Origin of the sequence: Klebsiella sp. YJ (genome assembly GCF_002108615.1) — a bacterium.
GTDB classification, from domain to species: Bacteria; Pseudomonadota; Gammaproteobacteria; order Enterobacterales; family Enterobacteriaceae; genus Klebsiella; species Klebsiella planticola.
This window is the reverse complement of sequence record NZ_MTEG01000017.1, coordinates 18,255-35,098: the sequence shown is the minus strand read 5'-3', so window position 1 is coordinate 35,098 and position 16,844 is coordinate 18,255. Positions and strand designations below refer to the sequence as shown.

The 16,844-nt window shown below is 45.2% G+C and carries 14 protein-coding genes and 2 pseudogenes; 9 read left to right on the top strand and 7 right to left on the bottom strand.

Features of this window, described 5'->3' with window-relative positions; all coding sequences use genetic code 11:
• The first annotated feature begins 644 nt into the window (after window positions 1-644).
• The 4 genes from BV390_RS31530 (at window position 645) to BV390_RS18215 (ending at window position 4,307) form a co-directional block, all read left to right on the top strand.
• Window positions 645-1,601: a VENN motif pre-toxin domain-containing protein gene (locus BV390_RS31530; RefSeq protein WP_080724327.1), complete on the top strand. Its 957-nt coding sequence runs from the start codon at window positions 645-647 to the stop codon at window positions 1,599-1,601.
• Between the two features lie 398 nt (window positions 1,602-1,999).
• Window positions 2,000-2,311 carry a VENN motif pre-toxin domain-containing protein gene (locus BV390_RS32115; protein ID WP_158491158.1) on the top strand — a complete coding sequence of 104 codons (312 nt, stop codon included), beginning with the start codon at window positions 2,000-2,002 and terminating at the stop codon, window positions 2,309-2,311.
• A 184-nt stretch (window positions 2,312-2,495) separates the two neighbouring features.
• Complete coding sequence (locus tag BV390_RS18220; protein ID WP_085397189.1) at window positions 2,496-3,110, top strand: hypothetical protein; 615 nt, start codon at window positions 2,496-2,498, stop codon at window positions 3,108-3,110.
• A gap of 84 nt (window positions 3,111-3,194) precedes the next feature.
• A complete protein-coding gene (locus BV390_RS18215) occupies window positions 3,195-4,307 on the top strand; it encodes a DUF3800 domain-containing protein (protein WP_085397188.1) in 1,113 nt (370 codons plus the stop codon).
• Between the two features lie 343 nt (window positions 4,308-4,650).
• On the opposite strand, the gene BV390_RS18210 is transcribed toward BV390_RS18215, so the two are convergent.
• Window positions 4,651-6,591, bottom strand: coding sequence for a tetratricopeptide repeat protein (locus tag BV390_RS18210; RefSeq protein WP_085397187.1), 1,941 nt, complete (start codon window positions 6,589-6,591; stop codon window positions 4,651-4,653).
• 538 nt (window positions 6,592-7,129) lie between these two features.
• On the opposite strand from BV390_RS18210, the pseudogene BV390_RS32110 reads away from it, so the two are divergent.
• The 4 genes and pseudogenes from BV390_RS32110 to BV390_RS18185 form a co-directional block, all read left to right on the top strand.
• Window positions 7,130-8,165, top strand: a pseudogene (locus BV390_RS32110) (VENN motif pre-toxin domain-containing protein); the annotation flags it as partial.
• Window positions 8,166-8,895: 730 nt separating this feature from the next.
• On the top strand, window positions 8,896-9,195 hold the full coding sequence (gene imm40, locus BV390_RS18195; protein WP_072009521.1) for an Imm40 family immunity protein: 300 nt from the start codon (window positions 8,896-8,898) through the stop codon (window positions 9,193-9,195).
• 27 nt (window positions 9,196-9,222) lie between these two features.
• A pseudogene (locus tag BV390_RS18190) lies at window positions 9,223-10,254 on the top strand (hemagglutinin repeat-containing protein); the annotation flags it as partial.
• 72 nt (window positions 10,255-10,326) lie between these two features.
• Window positions 10,327-10,617, top strand: coding sequence for a hypothetical protein (locus BV390_RS18185; RefSeq protein ID WP_085397184.1), 291 nt, complete (start codon window positions 10,327-10,329; stop codon window positions 10,615-10,617).
• A gap of 43 nt (window positions 10,618-10,660) precedes the next feature.
• Here BV390_RS18185 and BV390_RS18180 read toward each other — a convergent pair whose 3' ends face one another.
• The 6 genes from BV390_RS18180 to BV390_RS18155 form a co-directional block, all read right to left on the bottom strand.
• Window positions 10,661-11,122, bottom strand: a complete 462-nt coding sequence (locus BV390_RS18180; protein WP_085397183.1) for a SymE family type I addiction module toxin — start codon at window positions 11,120-11,122, stop codon at window positions 10,661-10,663.
• A gap of 629 nt (window positions 11,123-11,751) precedes the next feature.
• Entirely contained in the window at window positions 11,752-12,393 is a 642-nt protein-coding gene (locus BV390_RS18175; RefSeq protein ID WP_053085176.1) for a carboxymuconolactone decarboxylase family protein, read from the bottom strand.
• Between the two features lie 149 nt (window positions 12,394-12,542).
• A complete protein-coding gene (locus tag BV390_RS18170) occupies window positions 12,543-13,427 on the bottom strand; it encodes an aldo/keto reductase (RefSeq protein ID WP_034458336.1) in 885 nt (294 codons plus the stop codon).
• Between the two features lie 77 nt (window positions 13,428-13,504).
• Window positions 13,505-13,816, bottom strand: coding sequence for a putative quinol monooxygenase (locus tag BV390_RS18165; protein WP_034458338.1), 312 nt, complete (start codon window positions 13,814-13,816; stop codon window positions 13,505-13,507).
• A 10-nt stretch (window positions 13,817-13,826) separates the two neighbouring features.
• Entirely contained in the window at window positions 13,827-14,600 is a 774-nt protein-coding gene (locus BV390_RS18160; protein WP_085397182.1) for an SDR family oxidoreductase, read from the bottom strand.
• A 72-nt stretch (window positions 14,601-14,672) separates the two neighbouring features.
• The gene (locus BV390_RS18155; protein ID WP_064793398.1) at window positions 14,673-15,653 is read right to left on the bottom strand and encodes an aldo/keto reductase; all 981 of its coding nucleotides are present in this window, start codon (window positions 15,651-15,653) and stop codon (window positions 14,673-14,675) included.
• A gap of 131 nt (window positions 15,654-15,784) precedes the next feature.
• Here BV390_RS18155 and BV390_RS18150 point away from each other — a divergent pair, with 131 nt between their 5' ends.
• On the top strand, window positions 15,785-16,672 hold the full coding sequence (locus BV390_RS18150; protein ID WP_034458343.1) for a LysR family transcriptional regulator: 888 nt from the start codon (window positions 15,785-15,787) through the stop codon (window positions 16,670-16,672).
• Window positions 16,673-16,844: the final 172 nt, after the last annotated feature.

The following is a 16,844-nucleotide window of genomic DNA, read 5'->3' as shown; positions in this document are numbered from 1 at the left end:
AGAGGGTACGGCAGAAGTAGTTGGTACTGTTGGTGGTTATACAGCCAGTGATACTGAAAAAAATGCTCTTGATAAAGCGGATCATAAAGATGAAAAAATAATGGTGGTACATCGGCAATGGGTTATGGTGTATGAAAGGTTATTCAAGGGCCACTTGAGAAAGTAATTAATCCTAACTGAAAAAACTGGGAATGGACTGATGTTGGCATGGGGATCAGCAAGCCTCTACCACTAAACCCAACGTCTGGAATTGCTGGAAATATAGGCTCTTCAATTGGTTACGAAGAATCAGGAGCTATAATTCAAGATCAGATAAAAAACCAACAAGAGAAGAAAAAATGAAGTATCAATCCCTCCTTCAGCGTTTTTTAATGACGGTACTGATATGGTTTTTCGCTATATTTATCATGGCATTAGTAATATTTTTCTCCATCAAAGTATTTGCATTTTATTGGATCGGTGGTGATTTTTTATTCTCTTATGTTGATATTGTTAGAGCATTAAAAATAGCTGTGTATTGCTCTCTGCTATGTAGCTTAGTGAGCTGGATCTTATATCGAAATAATAAAAAAAATAATAGATAAGAGGATGAATCCCGCCCTTTACCGGCGGGATTTTACTTTATACGCCTGCCAGTTAACGTCTTGACACTGGCAACGCTGGCGGCGGGGCTGGCTGGTGGCAGCAGCACCTCTGGTTTCGGCGCACAGGCCGGGAAGACGACGGTGGAGAATAATTATCTGAGCGAGAAAGAGTCTCGCCAGCTTGATAAAGAAATGCAGAACTGCAAGGCCTCCGGCGGTGACTGCAATAAAGTCGTTGAGAAATACATCGATATCAGTAATAAAAACAGTAAGGAACTGGTTGAAGCCTGTACTGGCGGTGGTGTTGCTTGCGTAACATGGGAAGAACTGATCCACGCTGATACCAACGTTGCCCTTGACGCTAATAAGCATCAGATAAGGCTGAGTGAGAAACTGAAAGATCCCGATGCGGCTGCGATAATGAAATATCTCAACGGCACAGATCTTAAATTCCTGAAAGATAATATAACGACTGGTGACCGGGTAATGGATGTGATAATGACCCCAACTTCCTGGCCAGTAGCTGTAATGGGCGGGAAGGCGATTATAACTAATGCCGTAAATAACACCAAAGAGCAACTTATTGCAGTAGGTGTGGGTGCTGGATTGGGGGCTGGTATTCAATATGGTACAACAGGTGAAGTAAAACTGTCTGACGTGATTGGATCAGTCATCGTTGGGGGGATTACAGCGGGTAAAGGGTATAACCCAACGATGGCATGGAACGCAGCAGGTGGTTATTATCAAGCTGAAATTAGCGGTGACAATCCGTTTATGGCGGCATTATTGAGTAAAGCCGGCGCTTCCGCCGGTTATGCTGCGGGCAACGTAATCAAAGTACCGTTTGATAAAAAACTAAATCCAATATCAAAGCAGTACGAATGGGTTCCAACAGGTGTCTGGACAATAACGAAACCAACACCACAACATCCGCTACCATCAATAGTAGGTAATATTGGTGATTCTGCTGTATCTGGTATGGTTCAGGATAAATTGAACGATGGTGGAAACAAGTGATAAAAAATAGTACTAAATCATTACTTAACCTTTTATGTTTATGCTGTTCGATGAGCCTGGCATTGTTCATTTTGACAATGTTTGGGCGTTTATTAGGTGCCTGGTTAGTTTGGGATATGAATGATAATTTTCCATTCTCAGTAGATGATTTTCTTGTATGCTTCAAACTTACCTGGATGGGGATACCTGCCGGGTTTATTTTTTGGTATTTTTACTATCGTTAAATTTTTCATGAATCCCAGTCATTAAGGCTGGGAATTTATTTCGGTATACCACTCAGTTATCGCCTGACATTCAAATTTTGCTGAAAACTTTTATCAAATCCGTAGCCCCGCGGCCAGCGGGCATTTATCGGATGAAACCAGTCTCGTAATAGCTCACTCTCTCATGCCGGTATTGTGGCAGAATTACAAGGGAAAAGTACAGTAGCCGCCACTGCGGATGTCGCCACAGCAGCTATCGGAACGTCCGTCATCGCTAAAGCCATCGATGGCCCGGATGATTCCAGCAAACTCAGCAAAATACAAAAGCAAACAGTGTCTTCGATAAGTGCGCTGACAAGCGGTCTGGCCGGGGGAGACGCAAGATTATTCATAAAGGCACACTGTTTTTCTGCCAGCAGTAGTGGCATTGATGGTATGTATCCCCTGCCCTCCGCAAGAACGGCAGGCAGTCGAACACCACCTCCCATCCCCTGGACACCGTGGTGAGTCAGATGGTTCAGGCAGCGAAGTGAACTGCAACACTAAAGGGCAGCTATGAGCGAACAGCAGACGTTGTGCTCGTGATCAAGTGTAGATTTTGTTTGAAATCAGTGAAAATATATGAGGTACTGGAGTGGTTGATTGAGTTTAAACTAGTCAAGATTAAAATAAATAATTACAGGTGTGTGGTATGTCAGAAAATAAATATCAGTATGTTACCCCCGAATTAGATGCTGACTATGATTCTGTTTTTATTCTGGATTTTTTACCTGAGGCTGATAGAAATAAATATAAAATAACGGAGAAATTGAAACAGACGCTCGATAATGAGTCACTACCTGTTGCATTGGCCTTCCCAAATAATAGAGACGAATTAATATCTTCTTTTAATCAAATGCGGGACTGGACAAAAGAAGGAACGAAATACTTTTTGCAATTCGTTGGGCATGGATGCGAAGATGGAATTAAAGTTGGAAGTGAAATTGTAGCATGGGAAGATCTTGCCGAGCATCTTGAAGAAGTGAATGCTCTTAGTAATAATACCTTACTGTTAAATATGAGTACTTGCAAAGGTATAAATGCTGTAAAAGTAACTGCATCTGATGGGGACTATCCTTTTTTCGGCGTTATTGGTGCAACTGAAAACCTTCTTGTTACACATGCAATACAAATAAATGAGAAGCTTTATAAAAAAATGATGGAGGGAAAGTCACTTCAAAATATAATACCAGAAATAAACGCAGAATTAACTAAAGAAATCCTTTTTATATTCTCTGCAGAAGGTTTTAGAATGCTCAATAAATAATTCATAAACGACTCTTGAATTAGATGGTTTATATGATGATTACTGAGGTTGACCTTCTTTTGAAAATTGCTTAAGGGGTGGGAAATGGATGTCAAAGAACTTAGAGAGATTATCATCCAGCGTAATAGTCTTCAAAATACTGATAAAGTCTATACGTTTTATTATGATGAAACTAATAATATCAGAAAGCTATATTTAAAAGGTTCTGGCTTTAATGTTAACAAGACTGATAATTTCATTCTTGCTGGGATATTACACGAAGGGTTAAGCAGCGGTAGTGATTTTTCAAATCTATTTCAAATGCTTAATATTCAAAAAAGTGCCCATGAGTTAAAACTCAAGCATATTGCAAAGGGGGGGTTTTTGGATATGCTTAAGTCTGATAAGCTTTTAATTATTCTAAACTGGCTCATCGAAAACAAATTCTATATCCATTATTTTAATCTTAATATTACATACTGGTCCGTTATTGACATAATTGATTCTATTATTGGTGAGTTACATCATCCGTTTTATCGAATGAATCACATGGTACTTAAGAGTGATTTTTATGAGCTTGCCAATAGCAATTCTGATGTTTTCCTGAATACTCTGCATGAATTTAACTACCCAGATATTCCAGAAGAAAAAGTTCATGGATTTTGTCTATGGCTAATTGATTTTACAAGCATGCACAGTTCTATGTTGTCGGATTTTAGAGCAAATATACTCGAAAATTTGGTTAAAGAATCTCTGAGAATCGAAAAACTACCGTTCATATCTGGATTTCATGGTCGAGAACTGATCGGTAGCTTTATGGTATTTTATTTAAGAAACTTATATCTATTTAAAAATTCCATTCACATATTTGATGAAGAGAAAAACATTCAGGATGAAATTAAAGATTTCCCGTTAACTGAAAATGGTATACCAATTAAGAATCATGAATTTGTTAAATCCCACAACTCAGAAGCTGTTCAATTGTCTGATGTTATCGCAGGTTTTTTGGGTAAGTATTTTTCTTACTTAAAAGATGTAAATGATGATCAATTAGTGCTTGATAAGGCAAACTTAACTAGCATGCAAATTAAGACACTTTCTGCATTAAAACACATTATTGATGTTTCTGATGATGTTAGCAGAGGATTTTTTAATGTAGTTAGTAGTGAAGGAGAGCAACGAAGAAATAATCTGTTTTTACATGGTGTAAAATTGTAAAGGTTAAAGTCTACTTTTGGCACGGAGGGGACCAACCAACTGGTCCTCAGGTCCAATATGAGCAAAAAGCGGACGATAATAGGAGTAAGTCACAATATCATAACTAATTGATTTTAAATTTGTTACATTTAATTCACTTTGCTAGACACCACCAAAAGTACACTCATATTTTTTTGACTATATTCTGTCCTGAAAATAAATTCCTAATCAAGTGACACCACAACAGTGCGAAATTTAGATTCAAAACTAAAATTTCCGTTCTATTCTGTAGCAACGAGCCTTTAACCTATGCTCATGTTTTTTATACTAATTACTGCATTTAGCTCGTCGCTTATTAATAAGATCAATTCAAAATGAATGGAATATCTTTTCGAAGTTTATGCGAAAGCTCATGTTCTGGATAATACTCTACTGCTAGTTTCCAAACACGACTTGCCTCATCATAATTTCGCGAATTCCAGTAAAGGCCTCCAAGATTGAACAATGCCAATTCGTTTTTCTCATTTATTGATAAGCATTTTTCATAAGAATCGATTGCCTCTTGAATATATCCTTGAAATTCGTAGGCTACAGCTACTTGGAACCAGCTAAAATCATCCGGTTGGATTTTTTCAGCTTGTTCAACCAGAATAGGCAAGCTTTCATTGAAGCGACCTAGATGATTCAGAGCAACTCCGAGACAATATCCATATTCTCCCCCAGCAATTTCATAAGCTTTACGGAAATGCATCTCTGCATCTTCCCACTCGTCTTCATCCTGTGCCCAATGACCTATACGATCCCACAGGAAAGCACTATCTTCATTGTTAACATTACTTATTCGTAGTTCAAATTCTCTCTTAAAATCTTGGTACGAATACTTTGTTAAATTATCATTTGCTCTTAAGTAATTTTTCACCAAAAGAATTTCTCTAGATGCATCAGGGTGATTCTGATACATTTCTAAAAAACGCGTCCAAAAAGGCAAGCTTAGCTTGGCGGAAGCAGTCGAAGTTCGGCAGAACGTTGCAACTAGCATTAAGCACCATTTCCATAAGCCATCTTTATTATCATTTCGAGTTAATAGATTATTAATCTCTCTATATGCTGAACGATAATCACCCAAATTGAAAAGAGTATTTATTCTCCATTTTTCAGCATAGATGAGTTTATGCGGATGATTCCCTGGGAAAAGTACCCTATCTAAATATTCTAACGCCAATTCATACTCCCCCCTGCGATTATGAATTACGCCCACAGCTAAGTTAGCCTCACTTAAGTTTGGTTCTAACTCAAGTGCCTTTTTATAGCATTCATATGCTTCATGTTCATTCCCAAGCTTTGAGTAACTACTACCCATATTTTTGTAGCATTGCGCAACTAATTTCTCTGCCTCTATTATATGTTCAAGAGCAGTCTTGTACTCTTGAATAGCTTCTCTATCCATGTCAAGAGCCGCAAATCCATTACCTATTGAATAGTATAAACTTCCCTTGGTTATTTTACCCTCTTCCAACCTATCTCTGAGATACTGTATACCATTCAAAACCCTTTCTTCATTCCCATTAACTCTGTCCATAGCTTTATTTATTTCCGACATATATGGAATTATCATCGCCGGGTGGTCAGACCCCAAAATAGCTAAAAATTCATCAAAATTATCACTTATCACATCATCATGATTATTTTCATATAATGAATTAAGCAATTCATGAACTATTTTTTTATCTTCTGGTATATGTATCTTCGGTATAGCTTTATTAATTATTTCGCTAACATTTGAAACATGCTTTGTTATCACATCAATTCTAGCGTTGCGGTTATTTATGGCATTAAATCTAGCCACCTCTGCAATTTCATGCAAGCGAGAATCGGAAATACCCTCAGTAAATTTAATAGTAAGTGTCTCTTGCTCAATCCATTGCTTTTCAGACTGTTCGTAGTTTCGAACTACGCTTTCAGCAAATTTTATTTTTAGACTATTACTTGGAGCATGAAAACATACATAAAATGAATAGGGATGCATTAATAGATAATTCAAGTTTGCTCTATTAACTGATATGCTAATCGAACCATCACTATTTAAATTTTGCTCGGTACCTTTTAGTTGAACAAATAATCTAATGTTAGTTGCCTGACCATCTATAGTTATTTCGAGTTGATAATCTACGCCGTAATCATTTATATCCTGACTTTGAATAAAAAAATCATTTGAATCTCTAAGGAAATTTTCAAAAGCTGATATTGCAAGTCTTTCAATCCGATGGTTTCTATCTCTTTTGGGTAAATCATTCAAATGCTGCATTTTCTGTCCCTGTATACTGTGTGCTGAGATATCATCCCTTATTAAACTCGATCTCAGTATTTTGGCAACTGTTCGAAGCATCTTTAACTTAGGGCGGGTACACTCAAGAATCTCCGATGGCGCTGGTAGGGGGCTACAACTTTTGACAACTCACTACCATCACGAACTAGCTGGCTGACGCCGCGTTAATTGGTACATGATGATGTCAGCTTTGTCCGCTTATGGCACAGAGCAGACCATCAGATTCGTCTCTGTTCAGTTCATCAACTTTATCAGTCTTAACTCCCTTCCCGTCCGACAGCACCTCCGCCCTTCTCTTATTACATGAAAACCTAACTAACACATTAATAAATAATAAAAATACTACAGAATTAAGAGGTCATTTTTCGTTAAACTCCCTGTGGGACAGATCTGCGGATCAGGGTGAGCGGTAGCCTTGTCTGCTGTCACTCAACGATATGTCGTTTATCAGCGTTCACCAACTACAGCGAAACGGCTGGGAGACGGCTACTACGAGCAGCGACTGATCCGCAAGGTGGAGCAGACCGGCATCTTTGCCGGCAAAGGCGGGTATGACATCACCGTGAGCGAGCATACCCAGCTGGATGGCGCGGTGATTGACTCGACGGCGACGGCGGACAAGAACCGCCTCGACACCGGCACGCTGGGCTGGGGCGATATCGACAACCGCGCCGATTTTAAAACCGAACACCAGAGCGTCGGCTTCAGCAGCGGCGGCAGCATCGGCAGCCAGTTCGCCGGCAACATGGCCAACGGCCTGCTGACCGGCGGGAACAACGAAGGACATGACAGCAGCACCACGCGTGCGGCGGTCAGCGATGGCGACATCATCGTACGGGATAAGGACAGGCAACAGCAGGACGTGGCGAACCTCAGCCGCGACGTGGAGCACGCCAACCAGACCCTGTCACTAATCTTCGATAAAGAGAAGGAGCAGCAGCGCCTGCAGCAGAGGCAACCAGGTGGCGGATATTGCGCGGACACAGGGGGAAATAAACGGACTGGAAAAAGCGAAAGCGGCACTCGGCCCACTGAAGGAAAATGCGACGGAGAAAGAGCGCACCGCGTATACCGACGCGCTGCGTAACAGCGATGTCTATAAAGCGGAAATGGCAAAATACGGTACCGGCAGTGCGGTCCAGCAGGGGTTACAGGCTGCAACAGCTGCCATTCAGGGACTGTCCGGGGGCGATATAGCGAAGGCCATTGCCGGAGGCGCAGCACCATATATTGCGGAAGTCATTAAGCAGACCGCGCCGGATGAAGCCAGCCGCATCATGGCTCATGCAGCGGTGGCGGGCGTGATAGCCGCCGTTCAGGGTAATTCCGCGGCGGCAGGAGCTGCGGGAGCAGCCACCATCGCGCTGATGGGTGAAGCCATCAAGATAACCCTGTATGGTGATATACCGGTCAACCAGTTAAGCGAAGATCAGAAACAGACGCTGGGCACGCTGGCGGCAGGTCTGGCTGGTGGTCTGGCGAGTGACAGTTCAGCCGGTGCAATGGCCGGAGCACAGGCAGGACAGAACGAAATCAGTAATAATATGGCCAGCATCGGTATGCTCCAGCAGATGATGGCGCAGGAAACACTGAATGCAGCCGCTATGGCAGAAGCTGGTAAAGGGACGGCGAACGATCAGGCCGCTCTTGCGCTGACGAAGAAAGTGAAAGAAGGACTGAGCGCAAGTTGTCTGGCGAATGATGTGTGCGTTCTAATGGCTGTGGTTGCGGCACAGAGTCAACAGCATGCTGACAGCTCAGGAAGCAGAACTGAAACTCTGCCGGTGCACGATGACCTGACCGGTGGAAAACTGGTTAACCCGATTCAGGATGAGAATAAGGGAACGTCGCTTATCACGCCGGATCAGTCTGATAGTAATAGCTCAATTATTACTATATCTCCTGAAACTCAGCCAGGGAAAAAATGACGGAATATTTATCAACCCTAGGCCAGTTGAAAGCACTGGTACTAGCTACATCTCTGAATCATCCAACAAAAATACCTCTATCAGTGCTGGTAATTTCTTTAAGGGCACGACATACACAGATAAAGTCAAACAGTAAGCCTCTTCTGGAGACTTTCATTCATTCCCGGAATCAGTAGATGGTCATGCCCATCAAGGAATGATATCGATAATTACAGGAGGTGATGGTGTGGAGCGTCTGAAGTTAGAAATATCTGGTAGTTATCGCGGGAGAGAAGGTATATTTGAATATATTCGCGAACCAAATGGCACTATCAATCATCGGCTTTTTGTTCCCAAAAAATAAATGGTTAACATAATGATTAATAAAATATTAGAGTTGTATGCACGCTGTGGAAAAAGCCTTTTAGATAATGGGCTTAATGATGCAGCACTACCAATGTCTGCCGCAAATGAGATCCTGGATTTGTTCACAGAGGCTAACTGGACAGTACTGGGAGGAGATGTTTATCAATATGAAAACAATGAGATGCGTAATTTTTATGCGGACTGGCATTGTAATTTAACTACTTCCGGCGAAAGTTGCGATTATGCTAGAGAACACCTAGGAAAATTAAGAGGTGATAATATCTATGTTTCTTTTACAATAAAAAACTGAAGGAGCTGAGGTCGTTTTTTAATCGCAATCAACCTGGTCTCTGCTGAAAACACTTTGCTGCTGGAAGGCAAAAACGACAGCCACGGCGGCACGGTCGGCGTCGGGATTGGTGTGGGCTCCGGCGGCTGGGGGATCAGCGTCTCCGCCAGCGCCAACAAGGGCAAAGGCAGCGAAAGCGGCAACGGCACCACCCACAGCGAAACTACCGTCGATGCCGGTAACCGGCTCACCCTCAACAGCGGGCGCGACACCACCCTCACCGGCGCCCAGGTCAGCGGGGATAAAGTGGTGATGGACGTGGGTCGCAACCTCACCCTCACCTCCGAACAGGACAGCGACCGCTACGACTCAAAACAGCAGAACGCCAGCGCCGGGGGCAGCTTCACCTTTGGCTCGATGTCCGGCTCCGCCAGCGTCAACCTCAGCAAGGACAAGATGCACAGCAACTACGATTCGGTGGTGGAGCAGACCGGCATCTTTGCCGGCAAAGGCGGGTATGACATCACCGTGGGTGAACATACCCAGCTGAATGGCGCAGTGAGTGGCAGCACTGCCACCGCAGATAACAACCGCCTCGACACCGGCACACTGGGCTGGGGCGATATCGACAACCGGGCCGATTTTAAAACCGAACACCAGAGCGTCGGCTTCAGCAGCGGCGGCAGCATCGGCAGCCAGTTCGCCGGCAACATGGCCAACGGCCTGCTGACCGGCGGGAACAACGAAGGACATGACAGCACCACCACCCACGCGGCAATCAGTGAGGGTGACATCATCGTACGGGATAAGGACAGGCAACAGCAGGACGTGGCGAACCTCAGCCGCGACGTGGAGCACGCCAACCAGACCCTGTCGCCGATCTTCGATAAAGAGAAAGAGCAGCAGCGCCTGCAGCAGACCCAGCTGATTGGCGAAATTGGCAACCAGGTGGCGGATATTGCGCGCACCGAGGGACAGATTAGCGCCATCAACGCTGGCAAGGCCGAGCTGTCGGCCCGAGGCGTGAACGAGCCGGAGAAAGGCGCCAGCAAGGAGGAACGATATAATGCTCAGCTGGCCGCCACCGATGGCTATAGTCACCGTAGGAAATAATGGGTATATCGTGGGAGCCAATTTACGAGGTTCAGTAAAATGAAAAAAATAAAATTAATGGCTGATTATCAGTGTCATCCATTGTGGGGGGTAACTCCTGAAGAACTTGGTGATATATCGCCTGAAAAATTGCCAATATCTTCAGGATTAAAAAGTAGTCTTGAGGAGTGGGCTAAGCGATATGATGCCATTCTCAATATCGATGATCCTGCATCATCGGGTTTTAAAAATAAGGAAGAAGAAAAGTTGTTTATTGACGATGGCTATAAATTAGCCCAACGTCTTCGTGAAGAACTAGGGAATGAATACGAAATCATTTATCAGTCTTGAATGATAAAATCCCGGCCACTGAGCCGGGATTTTTCTTTAAGGGTCAATCATGGCTTCGCTTCAGGCAATCATAGCGGGGCTTCTCCCGCCGGATGACCGGCAGATCACCGGTATCGTTAAGCGCACCGGGGAACGTCTTGATCCACAAGTCCATTTTCTTCTTGCTGAAATGAGCCGCGCTTAACCCTTCGGCACAACCGAACAGCTCCCGGCTGTTCTGGGCGGTGATCACAATGCAATCTGGCATCACTCTGATTTTTATCGGCATACCCGGCGTAAATCCGGCCTGCGAAAGCCAGTCACCCTGGAGCGGAATATAGTCATGCAGCATACGGTCGTAAAATTCCGTGCGGTTAAGCGGCTGTGGCGACTCCATTGTGGATTTATTCTGCGAGTGCTTAACTGATTTTTTACGTAGCAGCTCGCAATTTTCGCTACTAGTTTCTGATTCATCAGATTCTATTTTGGCAATAGCACTTTCTGGCTTAAAATTCTGCTCAGCCATATTCAACTCCCGTTTAGTTGTCTGTGGTTAGCGGTGTGGAGGTGCTGGTAACACTTTCATACCGCGCTCTTTAATAACCTTCCTGTTTATTCCATCCTTCCGTTATAGCAGGTGAAAATTTTATCTGACTTCATTATATCGTACTGAATAAAAACACAGTATATATTGCGTAGACATTGTTGATTATTGCTAAGTGGATTCAGGAAATAATATAATTTCATGTAATGTTGCATTATTAATAAGAGCATACAATTCTTCTGCCATCAGTAGCGGCATTGATGGTATCTATCCCCTGCCCTCCGTCAAGAACGGCGGACTGTCGAACGCCTCCCCCCATCCCCTGGATACTGTGGCTAGTCAGATGTATAGGCAACGAGGTGAACGGCAACCTAAAGGGCAGCTATGAGCGAAAAGCGAACATTGCATCGAAAGCCCTGCTAACTTTGTCAGGGCATGCCTTTATTTTTAAGTCATTAAAGGCATGGACCCCGCATTCCAGATTATTGCCGTATTCCTTCTAAGTCAGGGCTTACGAGATCAAGTCGCGAAAGCCATCAAATCGGCCTCACTGTTTTTTATAATCATGCCATTACGCAGCTAGTCCGCTACAAAGAGAAGCTGTATAGATTTTACTTACTGGCTGCCAGCACCTTCTCAAGGGCTGACGTTGCACGTTGAGCGACGACCGGACAGGCCGAATTTTCAAGGGCGACGATCACCCCTCTTAATTGCGTTTCAGTCAAACCAATGTTTAAAGAAATGTTGAAATGGGACATTAGCTGCGGCTCAACGCCTTCCAGGCCTGCAAGTGCGCCAAGGGTGGCAATCTCACGATCTTCATAACTGAGGTTGTCACGTCCAAAAATGTCACCAAACAGATGTTCTTTCAGGTACGTATCAATAGCAGGAGCAAAATCGAATACAGGCCCTTTGGCTGGCACACCTATCAGGTAGGTCTGCACAGATGTGCCCAGTTCAAGGAGGGATCGGCCAGCAGGCAGCGGGCTGGCTTCGGAACCTGCAATATCATTTATACCCTGTTCTTTTCGTTCATTCACAAGGGTCATAAAGGTTCCAAGTGCGTTAAGCGCACGTGGAAAACCAAGGTAAGCATAAAGCTGTACCAGTATTTCTTTTATGTCGTTAATAGTCAGGCCAGCATGGAGGCCTGCTTCCAGTGCGGCTCTCAGTTTATGATTATCGCCCAACGCAGTGAATGCAGAAATTGGAGCGATCGCCTGCTGGCGACTCGTCAGCTCTGTAACTTTCATAGAATGATCCCTTTGAGGCGGAGCAGTTTTCCGGCCTTTAATCAGCTAAGTTAATGTGTGATGGTCGCCTGCATCGCAGCGGTTTAGCGCTCACCCACTACCATGACAAAGGCGCATTTACGCACCTTTGTCATTACACTGGAAAATCATCAGTCAGGGATCTGGAAACCATAGGTTGCCAGATCCAGTGAGTCGGGATCCGGGCCGCCACGAACGCCTGTTTCAAGCGCATCAATAGCTTTAATTTCATTAGCCGTGAGCCTGAAATCAAACACGTCGAAGTTTTCGACAATTCGGTGGGGTTTTACAGATTTAGGAATGGCGGAATATCCGTGATCCAGATGCCATCGAAGAATAACCTGTGCCGGCGTCTTCGAATATTTTCTGGCAATGTCAGTGATTACCTTATCTTCGAAAGGATTTTTCTCCGCATTGTTGTAGGTATAAGACCCACCCAGTGGTGACCAGCATTGTGTGATAATGCCATAGTGGTCGTTAGCCGCACGCCATTCCGCCTGTGAATAATATGGATGAACCTGGATCTGATTCACCGCAGGAACAACACTGGTCTCTGTAATCAATCTGTCGAGTTCAGTGGGCGTGAGGTTGGATACACCAATGGCACGCACGCGCCCCTCGGCCAGCAGCTTTTCAGCCGCCTTATAGGCCTGAATGGTCTTTTCAAATTCTGATGCCAGAGGCTGATGAAGCAGCCAGAGGTCCAGTTGCTCAATGCCTAATTTATTCAGACTGACATCAAAGGCGCGAAGAGCAGAATCGTAGCCATAGTCGGAAATCCACAATTTAGTTTCAATAAAGATATCGTCGCGGTCTACGTCCGACCGACGGATCCCGGCGCCGACTTCACGTTCATTAAAATAGGCCGCAGCGGTATCGATAAGCCGATATCCGGTTTCCAGTGCCTTCTTCACCGCCTCGGTAGTTTCTTCAGGTTTGGCCTGATAAACACCCAATCCCAGAGCGGGCATTTTCACACCATTATTCAACGTAATATAAGGATTTATACCATTCATTTGAGTCCCTTTTTAGCGTTGTGGCTTAGAGGAAGCATACGTGATGCCATGAATAAGAAAGCGAGGGGTTACCCTTATCAGTCACTGACACGGGTAATGAGACTGACAGAAGGTCCGAATGTCAGCAGCGGTTGCAGGTATGACATAACTTCTGCAACATGCGGGTTTTCCGCATGGCTGGTTACTGCATCCTGGTTTACCCAGCCGTCAATAATATAAAACGTGTCGGGTTCATCGATTTTTTGATAAAAATCGTAATAAAGGCAACCGGCTTCAAGGCGTGCAGGCTCAACAAATTTCAGGACCAGCTCTTTAACGCGCTCACGATTTTCAGGTTCACATCGCAGTTCACAGATGATGTGGCGTTCTTCCGATTTTATTTTCTGCATCGTCATTTCCTCAGTTCTTACCGGCATAAACACGGGTCATACCGCCATCGACTATCAGGTCAATGCCACGGATGTAAGTACTCGAGTCTGATACCAGAAAAATCAACGCATCCGCGATATCTGCCGCGGTGCCCACGCGCCCGGCCGGTATTTCTGCGGAAACTCGCTCAGCATATGAGGCAATATCGTTGTCACTCATTTTCTGTTCGTTGCTGTAACCCTCGGTCGGGACTACACCGGGACTTATGGTATTGACCCGGATATCTCGCCCTTTTAGATCCGTGGTCCAGCTGCGAGCCAGTGAACGCACTGCCGCTTTGGTCGCGGCATAAACAGCAAATCCAGGTAACCCCATATCTGCAGTAATCGACGCATTCAGCACTACGGAGGAACCGTCACGAAGCACGTCCAGCATGCTCTGCATAGTGAGTACAACACCTTTAACATTTATGCTCAGTTCGCTGTCGATCTGTTCTTCGGTCAGTTCTTCGAGTGGCGTGGCGTGGCCACCACCCGCATTAGCGAACAAAATATCCAGATGCCCCTGTTCGGCTTTAATGGTGGCAGCCGCACGCAGCATGTCTTCTTTACTTGAGACATCCGCACATATAGCTCTGGCGGAGTTGCCCAGTTTGGTTACTGCCTCGTCCAGCACGTTCTGTCGGCGGCCAGTGATATAGACTGTTGCGCCGTGTTCAATCAGTCGCTTCGCTGCACCGAAACCCAGGCCGGTTGTTCCGCCGGTGACCAGTGCGATACGGCCTTTAAGAGATTGGGTCGTCATGATGATGTCCTCTGAGAATGAATACGGGGGAGGATACCGGCGACATGACGTCGCCGGTTAATGAAGCAAGGCTTAGCGGTTAATGGACTTCATCATTGCAGCGTTATAACGCTCGCCCTGGACGGGAACTTTTGCCAGCACATCTGCAATTTCCTGTAGGTCTGCGGCCGTGAGTTCAACTGCAGCCCCACCTACATTTTCTTCGAGACGGTGAAGTTTTGTGGTGCCGGGGATCGGAGCAATCCATGGTTTTTGAGCCAGCAACCAGGCTAAAGCAATCTGTGCCGGGGTTGCTTGTTTACGCTCAGCAACTTTACCGATCAGGGCGACAAGGTTATGGTTGGCCTGACGGGCTTCGTCAGCAAAACGCGGCAGATTATTTCGGACATCTCCTTCAGCAAAGGTGGTTGCACCATCAATCTTTCCTGTAAGAAAGCCTTTACCCAGCGGGCTGAAAGGAATGAAGCCGATACCCAGCTCTTCCAGCGTCGGGATAATGACGTCTTCAGGTTCACGGGTGAACATAGAGTATTCACTCTGCAGTGCGGACAGCGGCTGAACAGCATGTGCGTCACGAATAGCTTTTACGCCCGCCTCACACATCCCAAAATATTTCACCTTTCCTTCCTGAATCAGGTCGCGTACAGCTCCGGCGACATCTTCCATTGGCACGTTTGGATCCACACGATGCTGGTAAAAGAGATCGATGTAATCCGTTTTCAGCCGCTTAAGGGACTGTTCAACGACAGTACGAATACGCTCAGGACGACTGTCGAGTCCCGCCGCTGCATTACCCTCTTTGAAACCGAATTTTGTAGCGATAACGATCTGGTCACGGAACGGTGCCACAGCTTCCCCGACCATTTCTTCATTGATCTGACCATACGCTTCTGCAGTGTCGAACAGCGTTACGCCGCGCTCATAAGCTGCACGGATAAGTTTGATGGCTTCAGCTTTGTCTGTAGCAGGCCCGTAGCCAAAGGTCAGTCCCATACATCCCAGACCAATTGCCGATACTTCAAGGCCACTGTTACCTAATTGTCGCTTTTGCATAATGAGTCTCCTGTTTATGGATTGAACACCTCACAAGCACGGCTTGATTAGGTGGTGTTCATCTACTCTAAGGAATGACTGGTCATTACTGAAGTGGCATAATCAGATAACCGACATGAGTGGAACTAATAATGAATCATACGGATTTCAATCATCTTGCTGTTTTCATTACGGTAGCGCGTGAAAAAAGCTTCACGCGGGCCGCGGCGCACCTGGGCGTTTCACAATCAGCAATCAGTCATAGCATTCGAGGTCTGGAGGAAAGGCTGGGGATACGTCTTCTGACCCGGACAACCCGGGGGGCAGTGCCAACAGAGGCGGGAGAACGACTGCTTGCCAATCTTGCTCCCTACTATGATGGGATTGAGACCGAGCTTACCTCTTTGGGAGAGCTGCGCGAGAAGCCAGGAGGCATGATACGCATCACCGCTCATGACCATGCGGCAACCACTATACTCTGGCCAAAGCTTTCAACGTTATTGAGGGAGTACCCGGATATCACGCTTGAAATCAACATAGACTATGGATTGATCGACATTGTGACCGGTCGTTTCGATGCGGGAGTCCGTGTCGGGGATCAGATTGCCAAAGATATGATTGCCATGCGTATCTCTCCTGATTTTCGCATGATCGTTGTTGGCTCTCCTGATTACTTTTCCAGACATCCTAAGCCAGAAACGCCACAAGATCTGACTTCACACAACTGCGCAAATTTGCGGCTTTCCACACACGGAGGCCTGTTCGCCTGGGAGTTTGAGAAAGACGGGCAGGAGTTGAAAGTTCAGGTATCCGGCCAGATGATATTCAATACTTCGCCTCAACTGTTATCGGCGGCGCTTGCAGGGTACGGGCTGGCGTATGCTCCTGAGGATGTGGTGCAAAAATATATCAGAGAGGGAAAATTAATACCTGTACTTGAGGACTGGTCACCCACATTTCCTGGTTACCATCTTTATTATCCAAGTAGAAGGCAGGCTCTTCCTGCATTCAAGTTGATTTTAAACGCTCTAAGGGTATGAGTTAAGACTCATCCTTAGTGCATGGATAAATTCTGCCAATCATATGTATCGAGCCTTAAGTACAATCCGATTAATACACCTCCTACACTGAGTTTCAGATTGCAGGCTAACATTCCGGGTTCGTAATGTCCGCTATTGGCACGGAGCGGACCATGCATTTCGCGTCGAAGGA